Origin of the sequence: Pseudofrankia saprophytica, from assembly GCF_000235425.2 — a bacterium.
Classification (GTDB): domain Bacteria; phylum Actinomycetota; class Actinomycetes; order Frankiales; family Frankiaceae; genus Pseudofrankia; species Pseudofrankia saprophytica.
Genome location: NZ_KI912266.1, coordinates 2,012,445 through 2,034,061, shown reverse-complemented (window position 1 = coordinate 2,034,061; position 21,617 = coordinate 2,012,445). Strand labels below are relative to the sequence as shown.

Annotated in this window: 17 protein-coding genes, 3 pseudogenes and 1 other annotated feature; of the genes and pseudogenes, 9 read left to right on the top strand and 11 right to left on the bottom strand. The window is 69.5% G+C overall.

Annotated features, from left to right (window positions below):
- Positions 1 to 179: 179 nt before the first annotated feature.
- The 4 genes and pseudogenes from FRCN3DRAFT_RS0208535 to FRCN3DRAFT_RS0208525 all read left to right on the top strand — a co-directional run bounded on the left by FRCN3DRAFT_RS0208535 (position 180) and on the right by FRCN3DRAFT_RS0208525 (position 4,512).
- Positions 180 to 389, top strand: a complete 210-nt coding sequence (locus FRCN3DRAFT_RS0208535) for a hypothetical protein (RefSeq protein ID WP_007507647.1) — start codon at positions 180 to 182, stop codon at positions 387 to 389.
- Positions 390 to 616: 227 nt separating this feature from the next.
- Positions 617 to 847: pseudogene (locus FRCN3DRAFT_RS57605) on the top strand (effector-associated domain EAD1-containing protein); the annotation flags it as partial.
- A 435-nt stretch (positions 848 to 1,282) separates the two neighbouring features.
- Positions 1,283 to 2,899 carry an NACHT domain-containing protein gene (locus FRCN3DRAFT_RS55985; RefSeq protein ID WP_232793972.1) on the top strand — a complete coding sequence of 539 codons (1,617 nt, stop codon included), beginning with the start codon at positions 1,283 to 1,285 and terminating at the stop codon, positions 2,897 to 2,899.
- A 1,073-nt stretch (positions 2,900 to 3,972) separates the two neighbouring features.
- The gene (locus FRCN3DRAFT_RS0208525; RefSeq protein WP_007507643.1) at positions 3,973 to 4,512 is read left to right on the top strand and encodes an RICIN domain-containing protein; all 540 of its coding nucleotides are present in this window, start codon (positions 3,973 to 3,975) and stop codon (positions 4,510 to 4,512) included.
- A 192-nt stretch (positions 4,513 to 4,704) separates the two neighbouring features.
- On the opposite strand, the gene FRCN3DRAFT_RS0208520 is transcribed toward FRCN3DRAFT_RS0208525, so the two are convergent.
- A complete protein-coding gene (locus tag FRCN3DRAFT_RS0208520) occupies positions 4,705 to 9,111 on the bottom strand; it encodes an NB-ARC domain-containing protein (RefSeq protein WP_007507642.1) in 4,407 nt (1,468 codons plus the stop codon).
- Positions 9,112 to 9,385: 274 nt separating this feature from the next.
- On the opposite strand from FRCN3DRAFT_RS0208520, the gene FRCN3DRAFT_RS0208515 reads away from it, so the two are divergent.
- Positions 9,386 to 9,580, top strand: a complete 195-nt coding sequence (locus tag FRCN3DRAFT_RS0208515) for a hypothetical protein (RefSeq protein ID WP_007507640.1) — start codon at positions 9,386 to 9,388, stop codon at positions 9,578 to 9,580.
- 20 nt (positions 9,581 to 9,600) lie between these two features.
- On the opposite strand, the gene FRCN3DRAFT_RS0208510 is transcribed toward FRCN3DRAFT_RS0208515, so the two are convergent.
- The 5 genes and pseudogenes from FRCN3DRAFT_RS0208510 to FRCN3DRAFT_RS55975 all read right to left on the bottom strand — a co-directional run.
- Entirely contained in the window at positions 9,601 to 10,665 is a 1,065-nt protein-coding gene (locus FRCN3DRAFT_RS0208510) for an integrase core domain-containing protein (RefSeq protein WP_035924516.1), read from the bottom strand.
- A gap of 23 nt (positions 10,666 to 10,688) precedes the next feature.
- Positions 10,689 to 10,898, bottom strand: a complete 210-nt coding sequence (locus FRCN3DRAFT_RS0208505; protein WP_007507637.1) for a WD40 repeat domain-containing protein — start codon at positions 10,896 to 10,898, stop codon at positions 10,689 to 10,691.
- A 91-nt stretch (positions 10,899 to 10,989) separates the two neighbouring features.
- Positions 10,990 to 12,242, bottom strand: a pseudogene (locus FRCN3DRAFT_RS43360) (IS3 family transposase).
- Positions 11,839 to 11,967, bottom strand: a sequence feature (AL1L pseudoknot). It overlaps the preceding pseudogene by 129 nt.
- A 405-nt stretch (positions 12,243 to 12,647) precedes the next feature.
- Complete coding sequence (locus FRCN3DRAFT_RS55980; protein ID WP_232794272.1) at positions 12,648 to 12,848, bottom strand: helix-turn-helix domain-containing protein; 201 nt, start codon at positions 12,846 to 12,848, stop codon at positions 12,648 to 12,650.
- Positions 12,849 to 12,866: 18 nt separating this feature from the next.
- A pseudogene (locus tag FRCN3DRAFT_RS55975) lies at positions 12,867 to 13,204 on the bottom strand (recombinase family protein); the annotation flags it as partial.
- A gap of 932 nt (positions 13,205 to 14,136) precedes the next feature.
- On the opposite strand from FRCN3DRAFT_RS55975, the gene FRCN3DRAFT_RS43350 reads away from it, so the two are divergent.
- From FRCN3DRAFT_RS43350 to FRCN3DRAFT_RS53940, 3 genes are all read left to right on the top strand, one after another.
- Positions 14,137 to 14,907, top strand: coding sequence for an NAD(P)-dependent oxidoreductase (locus tag FRCN3DRAFT_RS43350; RefSeq protein ID WP_007507630.1), 771 nt, complete (start codon positions 14,137 to 14,139; stop codon positions 14,905 to 14,907).
- Positions 14,908 to 15,058: 151 nt separating this feature from the next.
- Positions 15,059 to 15,706: a class I SAM-dependent methyltransferase gene (locus FRCN3DRAFT_RS0208475; RefSeq protein ID WP_007507628.1), complete on the top strand. Its 648-nt coding sequence runs from the start codon at positions 15,059 to 15,061 to the stop codon at positions 15,704 to 15,706.
- Between the two features lie 55 nt (positions 15,707 to 15,761).
- The gene (locus FRCN3DRAFT_RS53940; RefSeq protein ID WP_157845193.1) at positions 15,762 to 15,920 is read left to right on the top strand and encodes a hypothetical protein; all 159 of its coding nucleotides are present in this window, start codon (positions 15,762 to 15,764) and stop codon (positions 15,918 to 15,920) included.
- Between the two features lie 19 nt (positions 15,921 to 15,939).
- On the opposite strand, the gene FRCN3DRAFT_RS0208465 is transcribed toward FRCN3DRAFT_RS53940, so the two are convergent.
- Complete coding sequence (locus tag FRCN3DRAFT_RS0208465; RefSeq protein ID WP_027140376.1) at positions 15,940 to 16,428, bottom strand: tetratricopeptide repeat protein; 489 nt, start codon at positions 16,426 to 16,428, stop codon at positions 15,940 to 15,942.
- 135 nt (positions 16,429 to 16,563) lie between these two features.
- On the opposite strand from FRCN3DRAFT_RS0208465, the gene FRCN3DRAFT_RS0208460 reads away from it, so the two are divergent.
- Positions 16,564 to 16,755: a helix-turn-helix transcriptional regulator gene (locus FRCN3DRAFT_RS0208460; RefSeq protein ID WP_063630227.1), complete on the top strand. Its 192-nt coding sequence runs from the start codon at positions 16,564 to 16,566 to the stop codon at positions 16,753 to 16,755.
- 286 nt (positions 16,756 to 17,041) lie between these two features.
- On the opposite strand, the gene FRCN3DRAFT_RS0208455 is transcribed toward FRCN3DRAFT_RS0208460, so the two are convergent.
- Genes FRCN3DRAFT_RS0208455 through FRCN3DRAFT_RS0208440 form a run of 4 tightly spaced genes read right to left on the bottom strand, consistent with a single transcriptional unit; the run spans position 17,042 to position 21,605 of the window.
- Positions 17,042 to 18,352, bottom strand: coding sequence for an IS256 family transposase (locus FRCN3DRAFT_RS0208455; protein ID WP_007507620.1), 1,311 nt, complete (start codon positions 18,350 to 18,352; stop codon positions 17,042 to 17,044).
- A gap of 36 nt (positions 18,353 to 18,388) precedes the next feature.
- The gene (locus FRCN3DRAFT_RS49310) at positions 18,389 to 19,516 is read right to left on the bottom strand and encodes a hypothetical protein (protein WP_007507618.1); all 1,128 of its coding nucleotides are present in this window, start codon (positions 19,514 to 19,516) and stop codon (positions 18,389 to 18,391) included.
- Positions 19,513 to 20,493: a thiopeptide-type bacteriocin biosynthesis protein gene (locus FRCN3DRAFT_RS0208445; protein WP_007507616.1), complete on the bottom strand. Its 981-nt coding sequence runs from the start codon at positions 20,491 to 20,493 to the stop codon at positions 19,513 to 19,515. The genes FRCN3DRAFT_RS49310 and FRCN3DRAFT_RS0208445 overlap by 4 nt, the downstream gene beginning before the upstream one ends.
- Positions 20,475 to 21,605 carry a lanthionine synthetase C family protein gene (locus FRCN3DRAFT_RS0208440; protein ID WP_232793971.1) on the bottom strand — a complete coding sequence of 377 codons (1,131 nt, stop codon included), beginning with the start codon at positions 21,603 to 21,605 and terminating at the stop codon, positions 20,475 to 20,477. The genes FRCN3DRAFT_RS0208445 and FRCN3DRAFT_RS0208440 overlap by 19 nt, the downstream gene beginning before the upstream one ends.
- Between the last annotated feature and the right edge of the window lie 12 nt (positions 21,606 to 21,617).

The window sequence follows — 21,617 nt, the reverse complement described above, 5'->3', positions numbered from 1 at the left end:
TCCGCCACGCATCCATAAGCCTCGTCCCTCGTGATGGTTCCGACGCGAGGTTGTAGGCCGCCGCGACACCCGATCTCACACAGAGCACCGCAGAAATGGCCGACACACCGCCAGCGTGAGGACAGCCTGCCATCGCCCCTATGAGAGGCCGACAGACACCTGCAGAAGGGACGCAACGCATGACTGCCACCCCCCACCAGCTGGCCGCCGCGCTCGCCGGGATCGCCGGCGCTGGCGCCGCTTCCGTCGAAATCGGCCTCGTCAGCGCCACGGACCTGTTCACCACCGCGTGGGGTGGCGCCGCCCTCGCGCTCCTCGACGCGCTCGCCCGCGCCGTCACCGCTCATCCGTCTAAACCCGACGAACCAGACCCCGGGCGCGGAGTCTGACAAGCCGAAACCGGGAGCTGCCCGGCGGCAGCGCCGGGCAGCGAGGACCGAATCTCTCTGCGCCCGTTGCGACAGCTGGCGCCCAGCCCGCCAGCAACAGGACCACCAACCCTCTCTGGCCGTACACAGGCGAGCCGGCCAGGCCAACAGCGGGGAAGGGTGGGAGGATCTGTCCACTGGTCACGGGCACGCCGTGCAGCAGGTGGACTCGGGCGCGGGGGTGCCGGGTGGATGACGGCCTGACGGTCGCGGAGGTGGGCGCGTTCGCGGCCATCTTCCGAGACCGAGACTCTGCGCATCTCGTGTTGGACCGAGCCGGGTTCCCGGCTAGCCATGTCCCATTCGACGCGTCGACGCCGTTGCTGTTCTGGGCTTCTGTCTCCCAGGAACTGCGCTCCGGAGTACAGGACGACGGACGGGAACAGCTATTGGCTGCCGCTCGCGAGTTGTACCCATACAACCCGGCGTTCGGCGGCGACGTGTCGGCCACCGTCCTGACCGCCGACGCGACAGCGACGAGACCGGCCGCGTGGACGCCGCCTCGGCGTCGAGTTCGCACCTCCGGTTGGGAGCAGGCAGCTTCCGAGGCAGACCGTGCGCCTGCCGAGCGGGTCGCAGACGGGCTCGCGGTCGCGGTCGGAACTCAATGGGCCGCGGAGGCCCGGTTCCGGCGGCTCAACGATCCGGCCCCGCTATCGGTGTCCTGGGAACCGGTAAACCCTTCGCTGATGCAGCCTTGGCGGTCATTGGTTCGGCTGGCGACCGCCGGGGCTGGGTGGCCTTCCGTTCCGGGTCGCCCAGCCACGCGAGGCTGGGCGACCGGGCCGAAGGAGCTGGCGGGCAGCGACGGCGGTCTGGCCAACATCCTGACCCGTGTACCAACGCACCGACTGGTGGTGCTTGGCGAGCCGGGATCTGGCAAGACGATGCTGTTGGTCCGGCTACTCCTGGACCTGCTCGCCCGCCGCCCGGCGGGCGGACCGGTTCCGGTGCTGCTTCCCCTGGCTTCCTGGAACCCGACCCGGCAACGCCTCGACATCTGGCTGGCAAACCGACTCGCTACCGACTATCCGGCTCTCGCAGAGCGTGCCGACGATGACGCCAGAAAACGCACGCGCGCGCAGATGCTCCTCGACACCGGCATGCTTGTGCTCCTCCTCGACGGGCTCGACGAGATCCCCGACGCGGTCCGCGGGCAGGCGATCAGTAAGATCAACAGCGCCCTGCAGGCGGGACAGCAACTTGTCCTGACGTGCCGGACCAGGGCATACCGGCGAGCCTCACACCCCACGCGGGGCGCCGAAGTGCGACTGATCGGCGCCGCCGGTATTCAGCTGTGCCCTCTCGCCCCCGAAGACGTAGCGACCTATCTGCGCGACGCCGCCAGCGGGCCTTCCGCTGAAAAAAACTGGGCACCGATAGTGGCCGCCCTCACCGCTAAGCCCGCGTCACCGGTGGGCCGGGCTCTGGCAACTCCGCTGATGGCCGGGCTGGCCCGGGCCGTCTACAACCCTAGCCCAGGCGAGCCGGACATCGCGGCCGGTCGCTCCCCCAGCGAACTACTCGATTCCAGTCTGTTCCCCACAGTGACATCCATCGAGCACCACTTGTTCGACGCGTTCATCACCGCCGCCTACCGCGATCATCCCGACCCCGAGCGCCAGCCCCACTGGAACGCAGCCGATGCAGAACGCTGGCTGACCTTTCTCGCCCGCCACCTCCAGCGGGATCTCGACGGCCAGCCCGACCTCGCCTGGTGGCGCCTACCCGACGCGGTCCCCCGACGCGCGTTCACCCTCGGGATCGCGACCTTCGTCGGCCTCATTGCCGGACTCACGATCGGAATTGCGGAAGGCATCATTCACGGCGTCATCGGGTTTCTGGTGGCCGCGCCCAGCGGAGCGCGGATGGCCGAGACCGTGCGTCGACGCCCCATCGACCGGCCCACCCAGACTCGCCTACGCCCAGCTCGGTTCGTAGGTGGCCTCGCGGGCGGGTTTCTACCCGGCGCTGGCATCCTGCTGCTACTCGACATCTGCACTGACACACCACTCGACCCTGCAGCCACGATCGCCTTCGGGGCCGCCGTAGGTCTGATCATCGCGCTCATGCTCGGCTTCCAGCCGAAACCGGTGGAACTTGAGACCGCCCCCGGCCCAGGGCCGACCATCGCCGGGGACCGCACAGCGTTCCTCTCGTTCGCACTGACGTACGCGACTATCGGCGGCCTGGCCGTCGGCATCGCCCTCCGGCTGGCATTCGGACCCGGACCAGGTCTGGCAACAGGCATCACGATTGGCATCGTCGGAGGAACCGTCGGCGGGATCCTGAAGACCGCCTGGGGGCGGTTCACCGTCGCGCGTGCCTACATGCTTGCGCACCGCCAGCTACCACCCAACCTGATGGCCTTCCTCGCCGACGCCCACCAGAACCGCGGAGTGCTCCGCCAGGTCGGCGCGGTCTACCAGTTCCGTCACCTCGACCTACAACGTCGCCTCGCCGAACGCTAGCCCAGCACTTTCGTGTGTCCAGCAGACCGGAGGTGACGCCGTGTAGCGGCTGATCCGCTAGTCGTAAGCTCGTCGTCGCTTGCCGGTGTGAGTCCGGTCCGGGTAGCTGCTAGGAGGCCCGGTAGCAGACTGGCGGCTTGGTCGGGTAACTGGCCGGGTCGAAGCCCAGTGTCAAAAGCCCAATAGGGGGAGCGACTGGACGGTCCGTAGCATGAAGCGAAGCCTGCCGCCTCGTTATGGGCCCGCTTTGGCGGGAAGAGGGAGTGCCGAGCCGCGGAAATCACGGCGAAGGCCATGGAAGCGGTGTAGATCCTGGATTACAGCCGTGAGGGACTCCTCGGGGTATGGGGCGCGGAACGTTCAGAGAGTGACGGCGGGAACTGGAGAGACCCTGCCTGGCCCGGCAGCACCGCGAAATGTCTGTCGGAGGAGGCGACGCCCTATAACCGATGACCTCGGGAAGTGGGCGACGTGTCGGGTAGGGAGTCGCGGATCGAGGCCACGGTGCGGGGGCCGGCCGCGCTGCTTGCGACGGGATGCGGCGGCGTGACGGCGGGCGATCAGTCGCGGTGCCAGCGCAGGACGGTTTCGGGGCGCACCAGTAGCTGCAGGTCGTGCAGTGTGGGCCGCGACCAGGACCGCGTCCGCGTCCGCCACCGGCACCGCAAGATCCCGGCCGCAGGCATCCAACAACGCGACAGTCGACCGGGTATGCGGCGCGAGCAGCGGGTCACACGACCAGCGAGCCGGACCCGCGGCGGCTTCACCGCTGGCCGACCACCGATCTCATTCGGCCTGCCACCGCCGCAGCACCACCGACCGCGGAACAAACACCGGCCGGTCCACCGGCCCACACGAATACGTCATGCCACCGCACGGTCCGAACCACCACCACCGCCACAGCCATCCCGAACCACATCGCGACCCACGGCCCGGCCAGAAGCGCGTCCAGCCGGACATCACCGGGGACATCGCCGCAGCTCACGACCACCGTTGACGATCACATGGAGCCGATGACGCCGGCGACGTCGTGCCCGCTACTGTCGAGGCCGTGGGAACGGAGGGGGCCGGCCATGGCCATGAAATCGACAGTCACGCTGAATTTCGGGGTCGTCAAGATTGAACTGACACAAGACGACCTGTCCGCACTGAAAGGCAGGTTTACCCGGAACCCTCTTTACCGAGGACCCTGCCTGATCATCAATCGTGATACCGGGCTCGCCCTCGACGCGCATCCCGACGCGAAACCAGGAGGCCATACCTGCCTGTGGCAGCCGCACGCGGCACCGTGGCAACAGTGGCGCCTGCACGGAACCGGCGGCGGCACCATCGAGATCATCAGCGAGTCCAGCGGCCTCTACCTCACAGCGATGGCCGAAGGCCACGAGTGGGGCGAGACCTGGCTCCACGACACCGTCAAGCCCGGCTGGTCCAGACAGTGGAGGATCAAGAACACCGACGACGGCGTAGCCTTCGCCATCCAGAACGCCACCTCCGGGTACGCCTTGGACGCCGGCCAGCACGCCGAGAACCTCAGCGACCCACACCTATGGCCGACAACGCACTGGGACCCCTGGCAGCAATGGATCATCGCCCGCCTACCACTGACCTGACGACGATTCATCTCTGACCCATCCGACCTGTCATTTGCCTGGACGGACAGAGGGACCACGTCGGGTACCCTACCCGGGTAGTGCCGCACAGTGGCGGGATCAGAGCTCTGCGTCGCGACGTGTCCAGCTCCGTGCCAACCGGACCATTACCGGCGCCTTGTCCACATAGCCCTGGACCCGCCCGAATCGCAGCTACGGCCACCATCGGAGAACACGCGCGTGTGCGGATGCGATCGCGGTGCTTACCGTTGTAGGTCCCGCCTCCAGCGAGAGCAGTACCGCCAGAACCTGCGTCACCGCTCTGCGGTCGACGAGCGAGGCCAGTGCCAACGCCTCGCGAAAGGCTGCGGTGCGTTGGCTGGCGGATAGATGCGGCGCGAGCGTGGTCAACGCGCTCAGCCGGTCGTTTGGCTGGTCGATGGCGGTCAGGGAGCGCAGCGCCTGGCCAGGGAGGTCGACGGACAGGAGCGGCGCGAGTTCAGTCAAGGCGAACGCTCGGGCGTCTGGCTGCTCGATAGTGGCCGCGACGCTCAGCGCTTGGCCGAGGAGGTGGGCGGGTAGGTGTGGCGCGAGCTCGGTCAACGCCTGCGCCCGGATGTGCGGGTCCTCAAGGGTGGTCGCGGTCTGCAAGGCCTGGCCGACGACCGCTGTGCGCTGGTCGGCTGGTAGATGCGAAGCGAGCCTGGTCAACGCAACGACCCGGGCGTCCGGCTCGGCCAGGGCGGTCGCAGTGCGCAGCGCCTGGCCGAGGAGGTCGGGAGGGAGGTGTGGCGCGAGCCCAGCCAACGCCTGCGCCCGGAATCCCGGCTCCTTGATGGTGGTCGCGGCGACGAGCGCCGCGCCGAGGAGGTCCGTGGGTAGGTATGGCGCGAGGCTGGTCATCGCAGCGACCTGGGCCTCCGCCTCGTCGATGGAGGTCGCGGTGGCGAGCGCCTGGCCCAGGAGGTCTGCGGTGAGATGCGGAGCGAGCCCCCTCAACGCCTCCGCCCGAACAGCCGGGTGGTCAACCGTAGTCGCGGCGCTCAGCGCCTGGCTGAGGACCGCTGTACGCAGGTCGGCCGGCAGACGGGGAGCGAGCGCGGTTAACGCCGTCGCCCGGTTGTACGGGTGGCCGATGGCGGTCGCGACGCTCAGTGCCTCGTGGAGGAGGTCAGCGGGGAGGTGCGGCGCGAGTTCGGCCAACGCTGACGCCCGGTAGTTCGGCTGGTCGATCGTAGTCACCGCGCCGAGCGCGTGGGACAGGACCGCCGTGCGCTGCTCGGCGGAAAGGTGCGGCGCGAACTTTGTCAGCGCGGCTGCCCGGGTGCCCGGATCGTCGATTGCGGTCACGAGGCTGAGCGCCTGATCGAGGAGATCGTCGCGGAGACGCGGCGCGAAACCGATCAGGGCGGCCGCCCGATTGCCCGGATCGTCGATCGTGGTCGCGACTCTGAGCGCCTGATCGAGGAGATCGGCGGGGAGATGCGGCGCGAGCCCGAGCAACGCTGCCACTCGGTCGGACGGATAGACGATGGTGGTCGCGACGCTCAGTGCCTCGCTGAGAACCGCTGCGCGCCGCTCGACGGGAAGGTGCATCGCTAGGTCGGCCAGCACCTTCACCCGGCTGTCCGGCCGGGCAACGGAGGTCGCCGTGCTGAGCGCCTGATTCAGAACCGCCGCGCGCCGGTCGCCGGGGAGATGCGGTACGAGCCAGATCAACTCCTCCATCCGGCTGAACGGCTGGGCAACCGAGGTCACCGCGCCGAGCGCCTGATTCAGGACCGCCGCGCGCTGGTCGCCGGGGAGATGCGGTACGAGCCCAACCAGCACCTCCACGCGGGTAGACGGCTCATCGATGGTGATAGCGGCGCGAAATGCCCTGCCAAGGAGGTCCTGGGGTAGGCGCGGCGCGAGCCCGGCCAATGCCTGCGCCCGGAAGTATGGCTGGTCGATCGTCGTCGCGACGTGCAATGCCTCGCCGAGGAGATCGGGCGGGAGGAGCGGCGCGAGCTCGGTCAGCGCGTCCGCCTGGCTATACACCTCGTCGATGGCCGCCGTAGCGCCCAGCGCCTGGCGGAGAACCGCTGTGTGCTGTTCGCCAGAGACAAGAGGCGCGAGTCTGGTCAACGCCTGCGCACGGGCGAACGGGTTGTCGATGGCCGCCACGGCGCGAAAGGCCTGGCCAAGGAGGTCGGCAGGCAGAGCTGGCGCCAACCTGATCAACGCCGCTACCCGGATGAACGGCTCTGCGATGGCGGTCGCGGCAACCAGAGCCTGACCGAGGAGGCCCGCGGGTATGCCTGCCGTCAGCCACGTCAATGCCACAACCCGGTCATAGGGCTGCTCGATGGTCGCCGCGGCATCCAGGGCCTGGGCAAGCATGGCAGCCCGCTGGTCGGCAGCGAGATAGGGCGCAAGCCCGATCAACGCCACCACTCGGAGATACGGGGGGTCGATAGCGGTGGCGGCGCTGAGCGCCCGGCTGTGGAGGTCGGCCGGAAGGTGCGGCGCGAGCCTCCTCAATGCCGGCGCCCGGTCGTGCGGCTCCTTGATCGTGGTTGCGGCCTCAAGCGCCTGGGACAGGACCGCCGCCCGCTGATCAGCAGGCAGAAGAGGTGCAAGCCCAATCAACAACTTCGCCCGGCCGGACAGCGAGTCGACGGCGGCGGCGGCGCTCAGTGCCTGGCCCAGGACCGCCGCACGCTGGTCAGCAGGCAGAAGAGGCGCGAGCCTCGTCAACGTCTCCGCCCGGTCATACGGCCCCTCGATGGCGACCGCGCCCCCGAGCGCCTGGCGTAGGACCGCTGTGCTCTGCGTCGGTGTGAGGTGTGGGGCGAGGGTGGTGAGTGCTTCGGTTCGGTCGGTAGGTATGGGGATTGTCTGGGCGTAGGTGATGGCGCGGGCCGGCGGCAGGAGTCCGGTGGTCACGAGCCGGGCCAGCAGGGGCGGGGGGATGTTGGCGGCGAGGCTGGTGATGGATCCGAGGAGGAGGGCGTAGAGGGCGTGGCGGGCGAGCACGGTCGCGGAGTCGGCGGCTTGTGTGTGGTCGCGGGCGGCGTGCACGGCGGTGAGGTAGTCAGCGGTGGTGGCCTGGTCTTCGTGGGCCGTGTACCAGACACTCTCGGCACGACCATCCGGGGTGTGTCGTTCAGCGGTGAGCAGGGCGTCGACCGCGTCGGGCTGGTCGGCGCGAAGGAGGTGGTCAATGGTCCAGGTGAGCGCGTAGCGGTCGACCGCGCCGCGCCGGTGTGCGGGTGGGAGCCGCCCGAGCGCGGTGTCCAGGCCGCCCCACCGGTCGAGGAACCGGTGCGCGATCAGCCCGTGCAGCGCGGCGAACCGGTCAGCGGAGAGGCTGCCTCGGGCGAAGTCGAAGACCAGGTCGTGCGCGGTGACGGTCTGGGTGTCCAGGTCGAGACGCAGCAGTGACGCGCCGTCGAGGTGTCGTAGGACGCCACGTCCTGCCCGACCATCGACGGCGCCGGTAGCGGCCCACAGGTCCAGCACGACAGCGACCGGAACCGGCCCGTGGCCCTTGAACACGGCCAGTTCAGCGAGCCGTGCCGCGGCGCCGTCGGGGAGCAGCCGCAGACCAGCGGTGATCACTGTGAGCAGCGACGGGTAGGGATACTCCGAGAACCGCGCTCTCAGGTCATGCAGATCGGCCTGATCGAAGGCATCCGCGATCTCGTCCCAGTCCCACTGGTCCCGCACGAGACCACCGGAGATCGCCAGCGCGACCGCGAGTCCGCCGCACCGGTCGAGCACCCGGCGCGCGGCAAGCCCATGCGGAACAGGTCTGCGGGCGTAGGCGGCGAGCAGCGCCTGGGCCGCGGCGTCGTCGACCAGACCGACCTGAAGGACCGACGCCCCCATCGGCAGCACATGCCCGCTACGGGATGTCACGAGCAGCCGGACGCCAGCCAGCCGGGGGAAAGCCTCGACCACCGCCTGTTCCCACACATCGTCGAGCACGATCAGGCAGATCGCTCCGGCCAGCAGCCCGCGTATCCGGTCGCGGCCCTCGCTGGGGTCGAGAACCGGGCGGGGGTCACCGAACGCGGCCACGACCCGGGTCTGGACCGCAGCCACATCCGCGTCCGGGTTCACCTGCACCCACAGCGCACCGTCGGGGAACGAGGCGCCGATCCGCGGGTCGTGCAGAACCGCGCGGGCGGTCGTGGATTTGCCCGCTCCGCCCATCCCGACCAGACCAACCGGACCCGCCCCGGTCATCGTCAGCTCGTCGGCAACCGCCTCGACGAGCGCCGGGCGCTCAACGAGCGGGCTCGGAAGCGGCCACGCCGCCCGGACCGTCTCCCACGAGATCGGCACACGCTCCCGCCGCGCCACCGCACGGGCACCAGTCGCGAACGTTTCGTTCCCGGGGAACTGTTCGTGCGCCAAAACCCTCAGCCGGCGTAGGCCTGCGGGCGCTGCCCCGTTCGCGAGTAGCCGCGCCACCGCAGACCAGAACTCGACCGCGCTACTCGCGTTCCACCCCGGCTGCCTGCCGCGCTCCAAGCCCGCCGCTTCCAACACCTGCTCCGCGGCCAACCGCTGGCTGTAGACCCGCGCGAACTCGGCGATCTCCAGATCCGACAGCTCCAACTCGTCGCCCACCGTCTGCCCCCGTCCGACCAGACCACCCGACAGACATCATCCCCACCCGATCAGGCACCCGGAGCGCGTCCTCAACACAGGTTCAAGATCAATTTCTGCTTGACGGGCTGGCGTACCAGCGTCGTCAACGGAGCCTGGCGCTATGGTCACGGGCGCGCTTCATCCCCGCTGCCCAGCAGCGCAACATCGTTCATCCCCGCCGCGGGACCGATGACAGGGACGATGTCAGCCGCGATGACGGCCAGGGCGGCCGCGGTGCGCAGCGTCGTAGGTAATGGCCTCGGCGCAGGATCATCTTCAGGGCAGTGCGCTGCGGATCGCCGTGCGGGCGGGCTGGTGGGACCTGCGCCGGCTACCCACCGAGGACACCCCACACAGCGTCGCCGCGACCCTCGTCCTGAGCCAGGACGGGCAGCAGCCGGCCCCGGCCTCGACCTGTAGCGTGCCAGAGCTCGATTCGGGGGCGTGACCTGCGGTTTCGTTCGTCGATCAAGCGGCGCGGTGGTATTCGTTGATCACGCCCGTGAGGACCTTGCGGCGGCGGATCGGGCCGTCGAGGGGCGTGACGGTCGCCGGGTCGTGGTTCGGTGGGCGCTGGCCGCGTCCTTGGTGGGGTCGATGATCGTTGAAGTGGCGGGCGTACTCCTCAAGCACGGCGGTGGTGTGGCGTTCGCCGTAGAGGAGGATCTTGTCGGTGCATTCTTGGCGGACGGAGCGGATGAACCGTTCCGCGTAGCAGTTCGCCTGTGGTGTCCGCGGGGGAGTGCGCACGACTTGGACGCCTTCGGCGGCGAACACGTCGTCGAAAGCCTGGGGGTATTTCGTATCCCGGTCGCGGATCAGGAACCGGAACCGGCCGAGGCATCCGTCGAGGTCCATGGCCAGCTGGCGTGCTTGTTGGGTGACCCAGGCCGCGGTCGGGTGGGTGGTGACGCCGAGGATGTGGACGCGACGGGTCTGGATCTCCATGACGAACAGGGCGTAGAGCCGGCGTAGCGCGATGGTGTCGAGGTGGAAGAAGTCGGTCGCTAGCAGGCCGGCGGCCTGGGTCTGCAGGAAGGTGCGCCAGCTGGTGTCGGCCTGGCGGCGGGGCGCGGGGCCGAGACCCGCGCCGGCGAGGATTTGACGGACCGTGCCCGCGCCGATCCGATATCCCAGGCCGAGTAGCTCCCCCTGGACGCGGCGATGGCCCCAGGCCGGGTTGTCGCGGGCCAGGTGGATCACCAACTCCCGCAGCTCGTCGCCGATCGGTGGGCGGCCGGCCCGGCGCGGGTAGGTCCATCGTCGGCGGACCAGGTGGCGGTGCCAGGCCAGCAGCGTTGCCGGGGTGACCATCCGGCGTGATTGGACCTCCCGGGGTAACAGCCGGCCCATCGCGGCCAGGAGCGCCCGATCGGGCCAGGTGAACCGGGGCCGCCCGACCTGACGACGCAGCACCGCCACCTCTTGGCGCAACACCAGCAACTCCGCTGTCCGCGCCGCATCGCCGCAGCTGAGCAGCACGAGCCAGCCGATCACCCGCACCATGACCAAGTACACCAACCGCAGCCCCATGGCAGCGATCATGCCCGCGGCGCCTAGTGGCGAACCCGCAGGTCAGCGGCCTGACATCGAGTTCTGGCACGGTACACGTCGCCGGACTCGCGGTCCCACACCCGCACCGCACCGTCGTCGCCGCCGGAGATGATCTGCCGACCATCCGGCGTCACCGCCACCGCGAAGACCGTTTCGGTGTCCCCGGTCAGGACCGCCTGGGCGTCGCCGGACTCGCGGTCCCACACCCGCACCGTGCCATCGCCACCGCCACCGCCACCGCCACCGCCACCGCCACCGCCGGAGATGATCTGTCAAGCGCCGGGTTTGGTGGAGGCTGAGTTGTCACGCGCCGGCGGGCTGCCGGGCGTCTGACTGGTGTGTCTGGTTGGCCGCCCAGGCGGCCTCGTGCTCGGTGGGTGGGACCAGGCCGATCTCGCCGTGTAGCCGGCGGTGGTTGTACCAGTCGATGTACTCCGCGACCGCGACCTCGAGATCGGAGTGGCCGGTCCACGGTCCCTTGTTACGGATCAGTTCGGCCTTGAACAGCGAGTTGAACGCCTCGGCCATCGCGTTGTCGTAGGAATCACCGGCGGAACCGACCGAGGCGACCGCCTCGACCTCGCCGAGCGTCTCGGTGTACTTGATCGAGATATACTGCGAGCCCCTGTCGGAATGGTGAATGAGCTTCGCCAGGTCGGCGCCGACGCGCCGGCGGGTCCAGACCGCCATGTTCAGCGCGTCGATCGCCAACTCCTTGTAGAGGTTCCTGGAAAGCTGCCAGCCGACGATTCTTCGGGAGAAGACGTCGAGGACGAACGCCGCGTACACCCAGCCGGAGAACGTGCGGATGTAGGTGATGTCAGCGACCCACAAGCTGTTCGGCGCCGCCGTGGTGAACTTGCGTCTCACCAGGTCAGGACGGGTGTCCGGCCCCTTGGCCCGCACCGTCGTCCGCGGCGCCCGCAGCCGCGACACGCCCCGCAGGCCAGTCTGGCGCATGAGACGAGCCACCGTGCAGCGCGCGATGTGTCGACCGCCGACCCCGCCCTCACGGGCCAGCTGCGCGTAAACTTTCCGCACGCCGTAGACGCCGTAGTTATCGGCGTGTATCCGTTCTATCTCCTTCAAGGTCTCGGCATCGGTAGCCGCCCGTCGCGACGGCAACCGTTTCTTCGAGGCGTAGTAGGTGCTCGGGGCGATCTGGATACCGGCATCCTTGAGCACGGCACAGATCGGCTCGACCCCGAACCGCTCCTTGTGCCTATCGACATAGTCGACGACTACCGGCGCGGGCGGTCGAGCTCCGCCGCGAAGAAAGCCGACGCCGACTTCAAAATCTCGTTCGCCCGCCGCAACTCCCGGTTCTCCCGCTCCAGCTCGGCCAGGCGCGCCGCGACGTCGGTCGGCACGCCGGCCCTGGTGCCCTCATCGATCTCGGCCTGGGCCACCCAGGTACGCAGGGTCTCCCGGTTGATCCCGAGCTGCTGGCCAACCCTCGCGCACGCGCCCGTCCCACCGCCGCTGGCCCTCGCGTCCAGCACCATCCGGACCGCCCGCTCCCGCAGCTCGTCGGGGTACTTCCTCGGCGCCGCCATGTCGTCCGCTTCCTCCCGGTTTGACTGCCTCCATCAAACCCGGAGCGGGACAATCTGCCGACCATCCGGCGTCACCGCCACCGCCCAGGCCATCTCGGCATGGCCCCAAAACGGTGGTCGGTGCGACGGGACGACGCGGGCAGGCATGCGGCCAAGTGTGCCGCGATGACCCCGACTCCAATGGCAAGTCAGATCCGTGGCGAGCGGATGTCTCGGAACTGTGCGTAGGGCCGCCACGCGAGGACACGGCCGCCCATGGCCAGCATGCTTCTGATGTCCGGGAGGGCCCACTTCCCGGACATCAGGCGCACCGCGGTTACGACGATCGACTGAAGATCGAAAACGAGCGGGGCGTCGGGCTGCCGTTAAGGACATCGCACCAGAGGAAATGCGACTCACCAGTAACTACGTGGCCGACGCGGCGGTGAGATGTCGGTAGATGGTGGGGCGGGTGACGCCGAACTCGTCGGCGATCTGCTGGACGGTGTAGTCGCCGGAGTCGTACATCTCCCGTGCCAGCTGCACCTGGCGGGGGCCGAGCTTGGGCTTCTGCCCGCCGGTACGGCCGCGGGCGGCCGCGAGGCCGTCCCTCGTTCGCTCGGACATCAGCGCGTGCTCGAACTGGGCGATCGCGCCGAGGATCTGGAAGAACATCCGGCCAATCGCGGCGGAGGTATCGATGCCCTGGTCAAGCACGACCAATTGGACGCCGCGGGCATGCAGATCGGCGGACAGTTCGAGGAGGTGCTCCAGGGAGCGGCCGAGCCGGTCGAGCTTGGTGACGACGAGCTGGTCGCCGGCCCGGTTGGCGCTCAGCAGCGCTTTGTCGAGCTCAGGACGGCGGGCGAGCTTGCAGAGGCCTTGTCGATGAAGATCTCGTCGCAGCCGGCGGACTGGAGAGCGTCATGTTGGGCATCGGGGTGCTGGCCGCGGGTGGAGACCCGTCCATAGCCGACGCGCATGATCGGATCGTAACGTGAACGGGGGTGTGCGTGACATAGACGCGTACACGGCTCGCGTTACACGGCCGACCTGCGGCGACACGCTTCAGATCTTCGTGTGTCACGAACGTTCGATACCGGACACTGCGGCTCCCGCCTGCCAGTAGGTCAGGTTGCTCCGTGGTTCTGTCGACGGCACCGAGCATCGTCGGTAGCCGAAGTTGAGCACCACGGGATGCCGGCGGCGTTGCCGTGTCGATGAGATCGAGCGCCACGACCGCCGCGGCCTACGACGTCAAGCCGCTCGGGCCTCTCCTTGGCGCGCCTTTGCCCGTAGCAGAGGCGCTCCGTGCGCCCGCCGCCGAGCCAGCTCCAGCGGAACGTTGGCTCGGCTCGTCGAGACTGGTGCTTGAACCCACCGACATCTCGACCGCGCACCCAAGATCGACTGGTGCTCGGCGTCATCGACATTCGGTGCTCGTTCTCACCGACGTAGCCAGCCTTGATCTCCGACGAGATCTGGCCCCACCCGGAGCCCTCCTCGCTGGCGAGTGCGGTCCTCGCTCGCCGCAGGTCCAGGTCGTTCGTCCTCGCTTCGCTGCGGGCGCTCCACCTGGACCTGCGCCTTCGTCGAGGACCTGATCAGCAGCTACGAGGAGGCCGGGGAACTCTGCCCCAGCCCTGGCACGGCACGGGTGGGGCCAGATCTCGTCGGAACTCACTTCCCGATCAAGGAGGGTGGAGCCACGTCTCGTCGGAAGGTGGGGCCAGAGGAACCTGGAGAAGCCAGCCTGGGTTCGGCCGAGTCACTCCGCCAGCATTTCGTCAGGCGAATCGGCGTGTCCCCTAGCGCCTATCGCGCGAGCTTCGCGCACTCGTCCGCACCGCTCGCGCACTGAGTGCCAGCCTGATGGCGGGCGCACGGGCGGTGACCGACGACGGATGATGCTCTGATGAGCCGCATCGCGATTCTTCACCCGGGGCAGATGGGCGCGGCGGTGGGCCGGGCGATCGTCGACTCCGGCCACGACGTGACCTGGCTGCGCGCCGAACGAAGCGAGAGCACGCGCCGTCGCGCGGACGCCGCCGGGATGCGCGCATCAGTCGACCTGCGCGACCGCGACGTCGTCCTGTCCATCTGCCCGCCCGCCGCCGCGGTGGAGACCGCCCGGACGGTTGCCGGCTTCTCCGGGTTGTACGTGGACGCCAACGCGATCAGCCCGGGCACCGCCTCCGAGGTCGCCGCGGTGGTCCACGCCCACGGAGCCGCCTACGTCGACGGCGGGATCATCGGGCCGCCACCGGAGCGACCCGGGACCACCCGCCTGTTCCTGTCCGGGGACCGAGCCGAGGAGGTGGCCGCGCTCTTCCGCGACACCCGCGTCGAAGCCGTTGTGCTTTACGGCGATCACACGGCCGCGTCGGCACTGAAGATGACCTACGCGGCGTGGACCAAAATCACCACGGCTCTCCTGATCAGCGCCCGCGGCGTCGCGAAGCACTACGGGGTCGACGAAGCGCTAGCGGCGGAGTGGGCCCGCTCCCAGCCCGAGCTCGGCACCCGCCACGCCGCCGCGCTCGACGCGGCAGCCCACAAGGGGTGGCGTTGGGAGGAGGAGATGCGCCAGATTGCCCGCACGTTCGCCGAGGCGGGAGAACCAGCCGGCTTCGGCGACGCCGCCGCCCAACAGTTCGGCCGCTGGCCCCGCCCGGCCAGCTCCTGACCGGGCGGTACCACCCAACCCGCCGCCCAGCTATGACACACCCATCGCCTTCCGCGAACGCCCGACCCCGGATCACCAGGAATGCGACCCAGACCAGGACCCGAGCTCACCGCCATCGGCTAAGGCCACACCTCCAGGGAGCAGCCCCGCCATGTCCGACCTCGACAGCCAGGTTCCCTACTGGGATGCCGCCGCGGCCACGAAGACGTTCACCCACCCGCTCGATCCGCGCTGGCTCGACGGGATCAGCAGGCACGCCGCGATCCTCGACTACGGATGCGGCTACGGCCGCGTCCTGGCGGAGCTCGAACAGCACGGCTTCGACAACCTCACCGGCGCCGACACCTCGCCAGAAATGATCGAACGAGCGCGCGGCACGCACCCCGTCACGCGCTTTGCCGTCCTGGATACGCCACCGCTCGCGCCTTTCCCCGACGCCGGCTTCGACGCGGTCCTGCTCTTCGCCGTGCTGACCTGCGTTCCAGGCGACGCCGCGCAACACCGGTTGATCACTGAGCTGCACCGCCTGCTCAGGACAGGCGGAGTCCTTTACATCAGCGACTATCTGTTGCAGGACGACGAACGCAACCGCCGCCGCTATGGCCGCTACGCCGACCACCATGGCGGCAGCTACGGTGTGTTCGAAACGAGCGACGGCGCGGTCTGCCGCCATCACTCCCGCGCGTGGCTTTCCACCCTGCTCGCCGGGTTCGAAACGGTCCGCACCCACCAGATAACGGTTGCCACCATGAACGGGCACGAGTCGACGGGTATCCAGATCCTTGCCCGCAAGCCCTAGAGGGCTCGGAGGCGGGTTCGTGGTCGGGCTCCTTGAAACGCCGTGGAGGATGTTCGTGCTGACCCGGGCTTGGCTTGCCGCGCGTGGCCGGCTTCCCCGCGACCTGATGGCGTTCCTGGCCGACGCCCACGAGAACCGCGGCGTGCTGCGCCAGGCCGGAGCGGCGTACCAGTTCCGGCATGTGGAGCTGCAGCGTCGGCTCGCGAACCGGTGAGCGGTGTCGGTTGGCTTAATCAAAGCCAACCGACACGACCGGCTGACGACCGCCTGGACACGCCTCCCACGAGCCTGCCCGGATCACCGCAGATTGTCTTTACGTCCGGCGACTTACCGGATAACAGACCATTACTCAGTAGAGTGATCCACACCGAGGGTCGGTGGCCAGCGCGAATCGCGCGGCCGCCTTTGGCCGCATCCCCCGCGCGTCCTTGCCAGGTGGCCAGGCTGTTCCGGGTGGCCAGGGTGTCCGGGTGGTCGGGGCCGAGCACCCGCAGCCGGTCAGCCAGCAGCGCCTCGAACGTAGCGACCGCCCCGGCCACGTCCCCCGCGCGTCCTCGCCAGGAGGCCAGGTTGCCCCGAGTGGTCAGGGTGCGCGGGTCGTCGGCGCCCAGGACCCGCAGGCAGTCGGCGAGCAGCGCCTCGTACGCGCTGGCCGCCCCGGCCACGTCCCCCGCCGCGACAGCGAATCCGGCGGCGTGACGGTCATGATCCGAGTCCGGCACCCACCTCAAGGCCGGCCAGACGAATCGACCATGCCAGCCGGAATGAACCCGCCACTCATCCGACCGCACATCATCTGTCTGACCCAGCACTGTATGAGTTGACACTGCATGACCCGGCAGGTAGCGTGCTGTGTCATGAGCGAGCTCGTGAGCATTGGCTACCTCATGAAACGCCTTTGCCTGTCTCGTACCCGCTGCTACCAGCTCACCCGCAGGCCCGGCTTCCCGCCGCCGGTCGCTGTGACCGGCGGCCGCGTCTGGCACAAGGCTGAGGTAGACCAGTGGATCATCGCCTGCCGCCCGGCCAGAGCCGCTACGCCGACGTAGCACGGCGCTGAGAACCCCGCCAACTGTCGTCAGGTTTCCCAGCGGCGCGGTGATGGCTTCCAGGATCGATCTGCCGCAGCTGCTGCGACCAGACCGGGCGGCTCGTTCTAGCCGCCGCACGCCGTCCGCAATATCGGCGGTCACGGTCCGTAGAAGGGCCTCTATCCGGCGGCACGACAGGGCTCATGGTTACTCGTTCTGCGGCGAACCTGTCGCGCCCGATGGCCGGTGGGGCCGGTCGAGTGGGACTGTCAAGTTAACGGTGTAACGGATTGTTATTGAGTTGCTACTTTCGGCCGGCGGTGAGGCGCCCGTCGAACGCGAGGTCGAAGGCGTTCAGCGGTGCCTTCCAGCGGATCATCCACTTTGCCCGGCCGCGTCCGGTGGGGTCGAGGCTGGTCACGGTGAGGTAGAGGTGCTTGAGTGCGGCCTGTTCGTTGGGGAAGTGGCCGCGGGCCTTGACGGAGCGGCGGAACCGGGAGTTCAGCGACTCGATCGCGTTGGTCGTGGCGATGACGGTCCGGATCTCGGCGTCGAAGCGCAGGAACGGGACGAACTCGGCCCAGGCGTTCTCCCAGAGCCGGATGATCGCGGGGTATTTCTTCTCCCAGATCGCGGAGAAGTCGGCGAACCGGTCGAGCGCGGCCGCCTCGGTCGGGGCGGTGTAGACGGGCTTGAGGTCGCGGGCGAGTGCGGGCCAGTCCCTCTTGGACGCATATCTGAACGAGTTGCGGAGCAGGTGCACGATGCAGGTCTGGACGATGGTGTCGGGCCAAACCTGGGCGACGGCGTCGGGTAGGCCGGTCAGGCCGTCGCAGACGAGGATGAGGACGTCGGCGACGCCGCGGTTCTTCAGGTCGGTCAGGACAAGCTGCCAGTGTTTGGCGCCTTCGCCGCCGGTGCCGGCCCAGAGGCCGAGGATGTCGCGTTCGCCGTCGGCGGTGACGCCGATCGCGGCGTAGATCGGCCGGTTCGCGACCTGCCCGTCGCGGATCTTCACCATGATGGCGTCGATGAACACGACGGCGTAGACGGCGTCCAGGGGGCGGGCGCGCCAGGCCTCCATGCCCTCGATGACCCTGTCGGTGATGTCCGAGACCTGCTGGCGCGACACGGTGGTGCCGTAGATCTCGGCGAGATGCGCCTGGACCTCGCCGGTCGTCAGTCCCTTCGCGACCAGCGAGACGACGAGGTCCTCGACCCCGCCGAGGCGGCGTTGGCGCTTGGCGACGATCGTCGGGGTGAAGGTGCCGTCACGGTCACGGGGCACGTCGATCTCGACCGGTCCGATCTCGGTGACCACGGTCTTCGTTCGAGTGCCGTTACGGGAGTTCCCGCCGTCACGGCCGGCCGGGTCGTGGGCCTCGTAGCCCAGATGCGAGCTCAGCTCGGCGGCGAGGGCCTTCTCCAGGACCATCTTCGTCAGGGTGCCCAGCAGCCCGCCCGGCCCCGTCAGCGACAGCCCCTCAACCCGGGCCTTCTCCACGAGGCTCTGCGCGAGCGCCTCGTCCACGACCACGCCCGCCGGCGCCCCATCGCCATCCACCGGTCTGACCGGGATCGCCCCAGCCGCCGTGTCAGCCATCGTGTCGGTCATCTGGTGTCTCCTCTACCTGCACAGATGCACAGAGTGTCACAGGGGAGTTACACCGTTGTTCTTACAGGCCCGGTCGAGTATCTGGGTGAGGGTGGTGTGGGCGGCGCGGGTTGCGGTGAGCAGGGCATCTAGGTAGGCGGGAGGGAGGGCGCCGAGGTCGAGGCCGGCGGCCTCGACGAGGTCGCATAGTGCTGTGGCTTGTTGGGGTGTGGGTCGCGCGTCGTGGGGGCAGCGAGCGAGAAGGAGGCGGGCGGCGTAGGCGTCGGCGGTCTGGATGGCGGTGCTGGTGAGTCGGGTGGCGAGGTGGCGGGCTTTGGTGGGTTGGTGGAGCGCAGTGAGGTCGAGGGTCGCCAGGCCGAGGTGTATGCGGTAGGTGTGCGGGGTGTCGGCGGCGAGGGTGTCGAGGGCGTGTTCTGCGCCGGTGAGCGCAGCGATCATCTCCGGCGTGGCGGGGTGGAGGTAGGCGCGTAGGCAGGTGGCGGTGCAGGTCTCCCAGGGGCTGGTGAGCGTCGAGGTGTCGAGCAGGCTGGTGGCGGTGCCGAGGTCACCGGCCGTGGCGTGGGCGAGGATTTGGGTTTGGCGTCCTTCTCGTAGACGTAGGCCGATGCCGCGGTGGGTGTGGGCGTAGGTGTAGGCGTCGACCCAGCGGCCTTGGGTGGTGAGGGTGGGGATCGCGTCGGTGAGGCGGATCGTCCAGGCCCAGCGGCGTAGCCGTTGCCGCTGCTCGGCAGTGGCTTCGATGGTGGCGAGCGGGAGTCGCTGGCCGTCGACGATCAGGTCGGTGTGGTTGTTCACCGCGTCGGCGAGGGCGTCGAGTCGGGTGAGTGCCTGTGCGGCGTCGCCGGCGCGGCGGGCGAGGCGGGCGAGGTTACGGACGGGCTCGAGGAGGTAGGTGGCCTCGTCCCCGGTCAGAGGTCGGGTGAGGTGAAGAAACGGGCCGATGAGCTGCCAGCAGAGCTGGCGGGCGAGATCGGGCAGGCCGCAGTCGGCGGCGGTGAGCGCGGCCAGGTTGATCACGTGGCCGGCGCGGTTGAGGGTCGGCTGCCGCTGGGTCTGGTGGGCTTGGTCGGTGAGGTAGGCGATCCGGTCCGCCAGCGGCGGGCAGGTGGGCCGGCCCTGGGGCACCAACGGAAAGTGGCGGGCGGCGGTCGCGAGGATGCTCATCGGGGCAGGTCGGGCAGCAAGGCGCGGCGGGCAGCGTGAGCAAGGGTTGCTTGATCGGTAGCAGCGAGGCCGACTCGATTCCAGTGGAAGATCATGATGTGGGTGAGGACGGCGCGTAGGCCTCGTCCGAGCGTGCCGGTCGTGGCGGCGGTGGCGAGGGTGTGGCCAGCGGTGTGGAACGCGGTGCGCCATCCGGTGGCGTGGGCGAGCGGCCCGGCGGGCGCGAACAGTGGATCGCGTGCCTGGTCAGGGCCCGCGATCAGTCCTCGGAGGCGGCCGTGGAGTTCTGCTGGTTCGCTGCCGGCGGCCCGGGGTGGGGGGCGAAGCTGGGTGATGCGGTCGAACACGTCGCCGCGTTCGAAGGTGTCGAGGCCGGCGGCGGTCAGCAGGGTGCCGCACAGCAGCAGCGATACCGCTGCCCGGCCGAGGCCGGGTGTCGGCTGGCGCAGGTAGGCCAGGACGCCGTGGCTGTCGGCGCAGAACAGCTCGTGCACGGTGTCCATCGCCGTCGTGCCGCCGAACGCGGCGATCTCAGGCTCGTAGACGGCCGGCCGCCATGCCGCCACGTCGGCCGCCACCAGATCGTCGAGAAGCGGACGGACCACGGTCGCCGGGTCGACGCCGGGTGCGGCTTGCAGGCGGATGCGCCAGCCGGGCGGTTTACGCAGGAACCACCAGCCGAGAACAGCCCCAGTGATGCGGAGCTGGTCGAGCGCAGGGCCGACCCGGCCGGCGACGACCATCTCCGCACCGGCCGGGTCCGTGAACTGGATGTTCACCTGGTACCAGCCGTTCTCAGCGTGGCGGTGTAGGGCGGTGCGGCCGGCAGCTTGGTAGGTCGCGACGGCGTCTGTGAGCATGTCGGGGTCCACGCCGGTTTTGAGGGCGGCGAGGGATGCGGGGGTGCCGGCGAGGACGGCGTCGACGGCCCTGGTGAGCGGGTCGGTGACGAGAGCGGCTAGTTGATCAGTAGGCATAGGTCCCATCCCGAGCGGGTGGTGCCGTGGCGTGCGGTCGTGGCGGCGAGTCGGTCGCCGGCGTGGCCGGTGAGCAGCCCGCCGGTGGCGGTTGGCGGGCCCGGGTCGCAGGCATGGTGGCGGGCCAGGTGCCGCGCGAGCGCGGGGAGCCGGGCTGCGAGGGCGGGGGCGTCGGCGGCGGCGCGCCACACCGTCTGGTAGGTGCCGGCCGGCCCGTGACACAGACCCGGTCCGGCGAGCCCGGCGAGCCGTTCGTCGGTCAGGTGCGCGGCGAGGACGGCTTCGGCGGCCTGCTGGCGGGCCGGGTCGGCGGTGGCGATCGCGGCGAGCTGGTGGGCCCGGGCGACGCCGGGTACGCCGTAGCACCAGGACGCGCGGCCCGCGGCGCGCTGGGACGACCGGCCGGCTCGTAGGTCTGCGCGGGTGATCCATTGTGGCCACCACGGGCCGGCGGGGTCGTCTTGGAGCCACCGGTCATACTCGGTCAAGATCTGGATGAGGGCGTCGCGCTGGCCGTCGACCTGGACGCCGTGCGCGGTGGCGAGGGCGAGTAGGGCGAGGATGCCTGCGGCGCCGTGAGCCATGCCGAGGTTGGCGTGGCCGCCTGGGGTTTTCACGGTTGTGTCGGGGTCGTGGCTGACCCACCAGCCGGGTGTCCAGGTGCCGTCCGGGTCGCGGCGGGGTTCGGCCAGGTGGGTCAGGTAGGTCAGTGCCCGGCCGAGCACGTCGCTGCCCGGCTGGTAGCGGAGCAGGTATGCCCCCAGGCCGGTCAGTCCGGTGAAGATGTCGAAGTCCTGGAACGCGACCTGCCCTTGGTCGGCGCTTTGGGTCGCAGCGGATACGCGGCGCAGCGTGAGTGACTCGATGTGCCGGTCGAGGTGGGCCACCGCCCGCTCATAGCGAGGCTGTCCGTCTGCTTGGGCGGCGTGGAGCAGCAGGCCGATCGCTGGCACGCCGCGGAAGAGCCCGGCGTGGGGGCCGAGGTCGAGGGGCTCGTGAGTAGCCAGGCGGATCGCGGCCTGCGCTACCGGCCAGCCCGCTTCGTCGTGCAGGGCCTCTTCGATCGAGAGGAGCGCTGCGCCCGCGGCGCCGGAGGCCAGCGACTGGGCCACCACCGTCCGCCT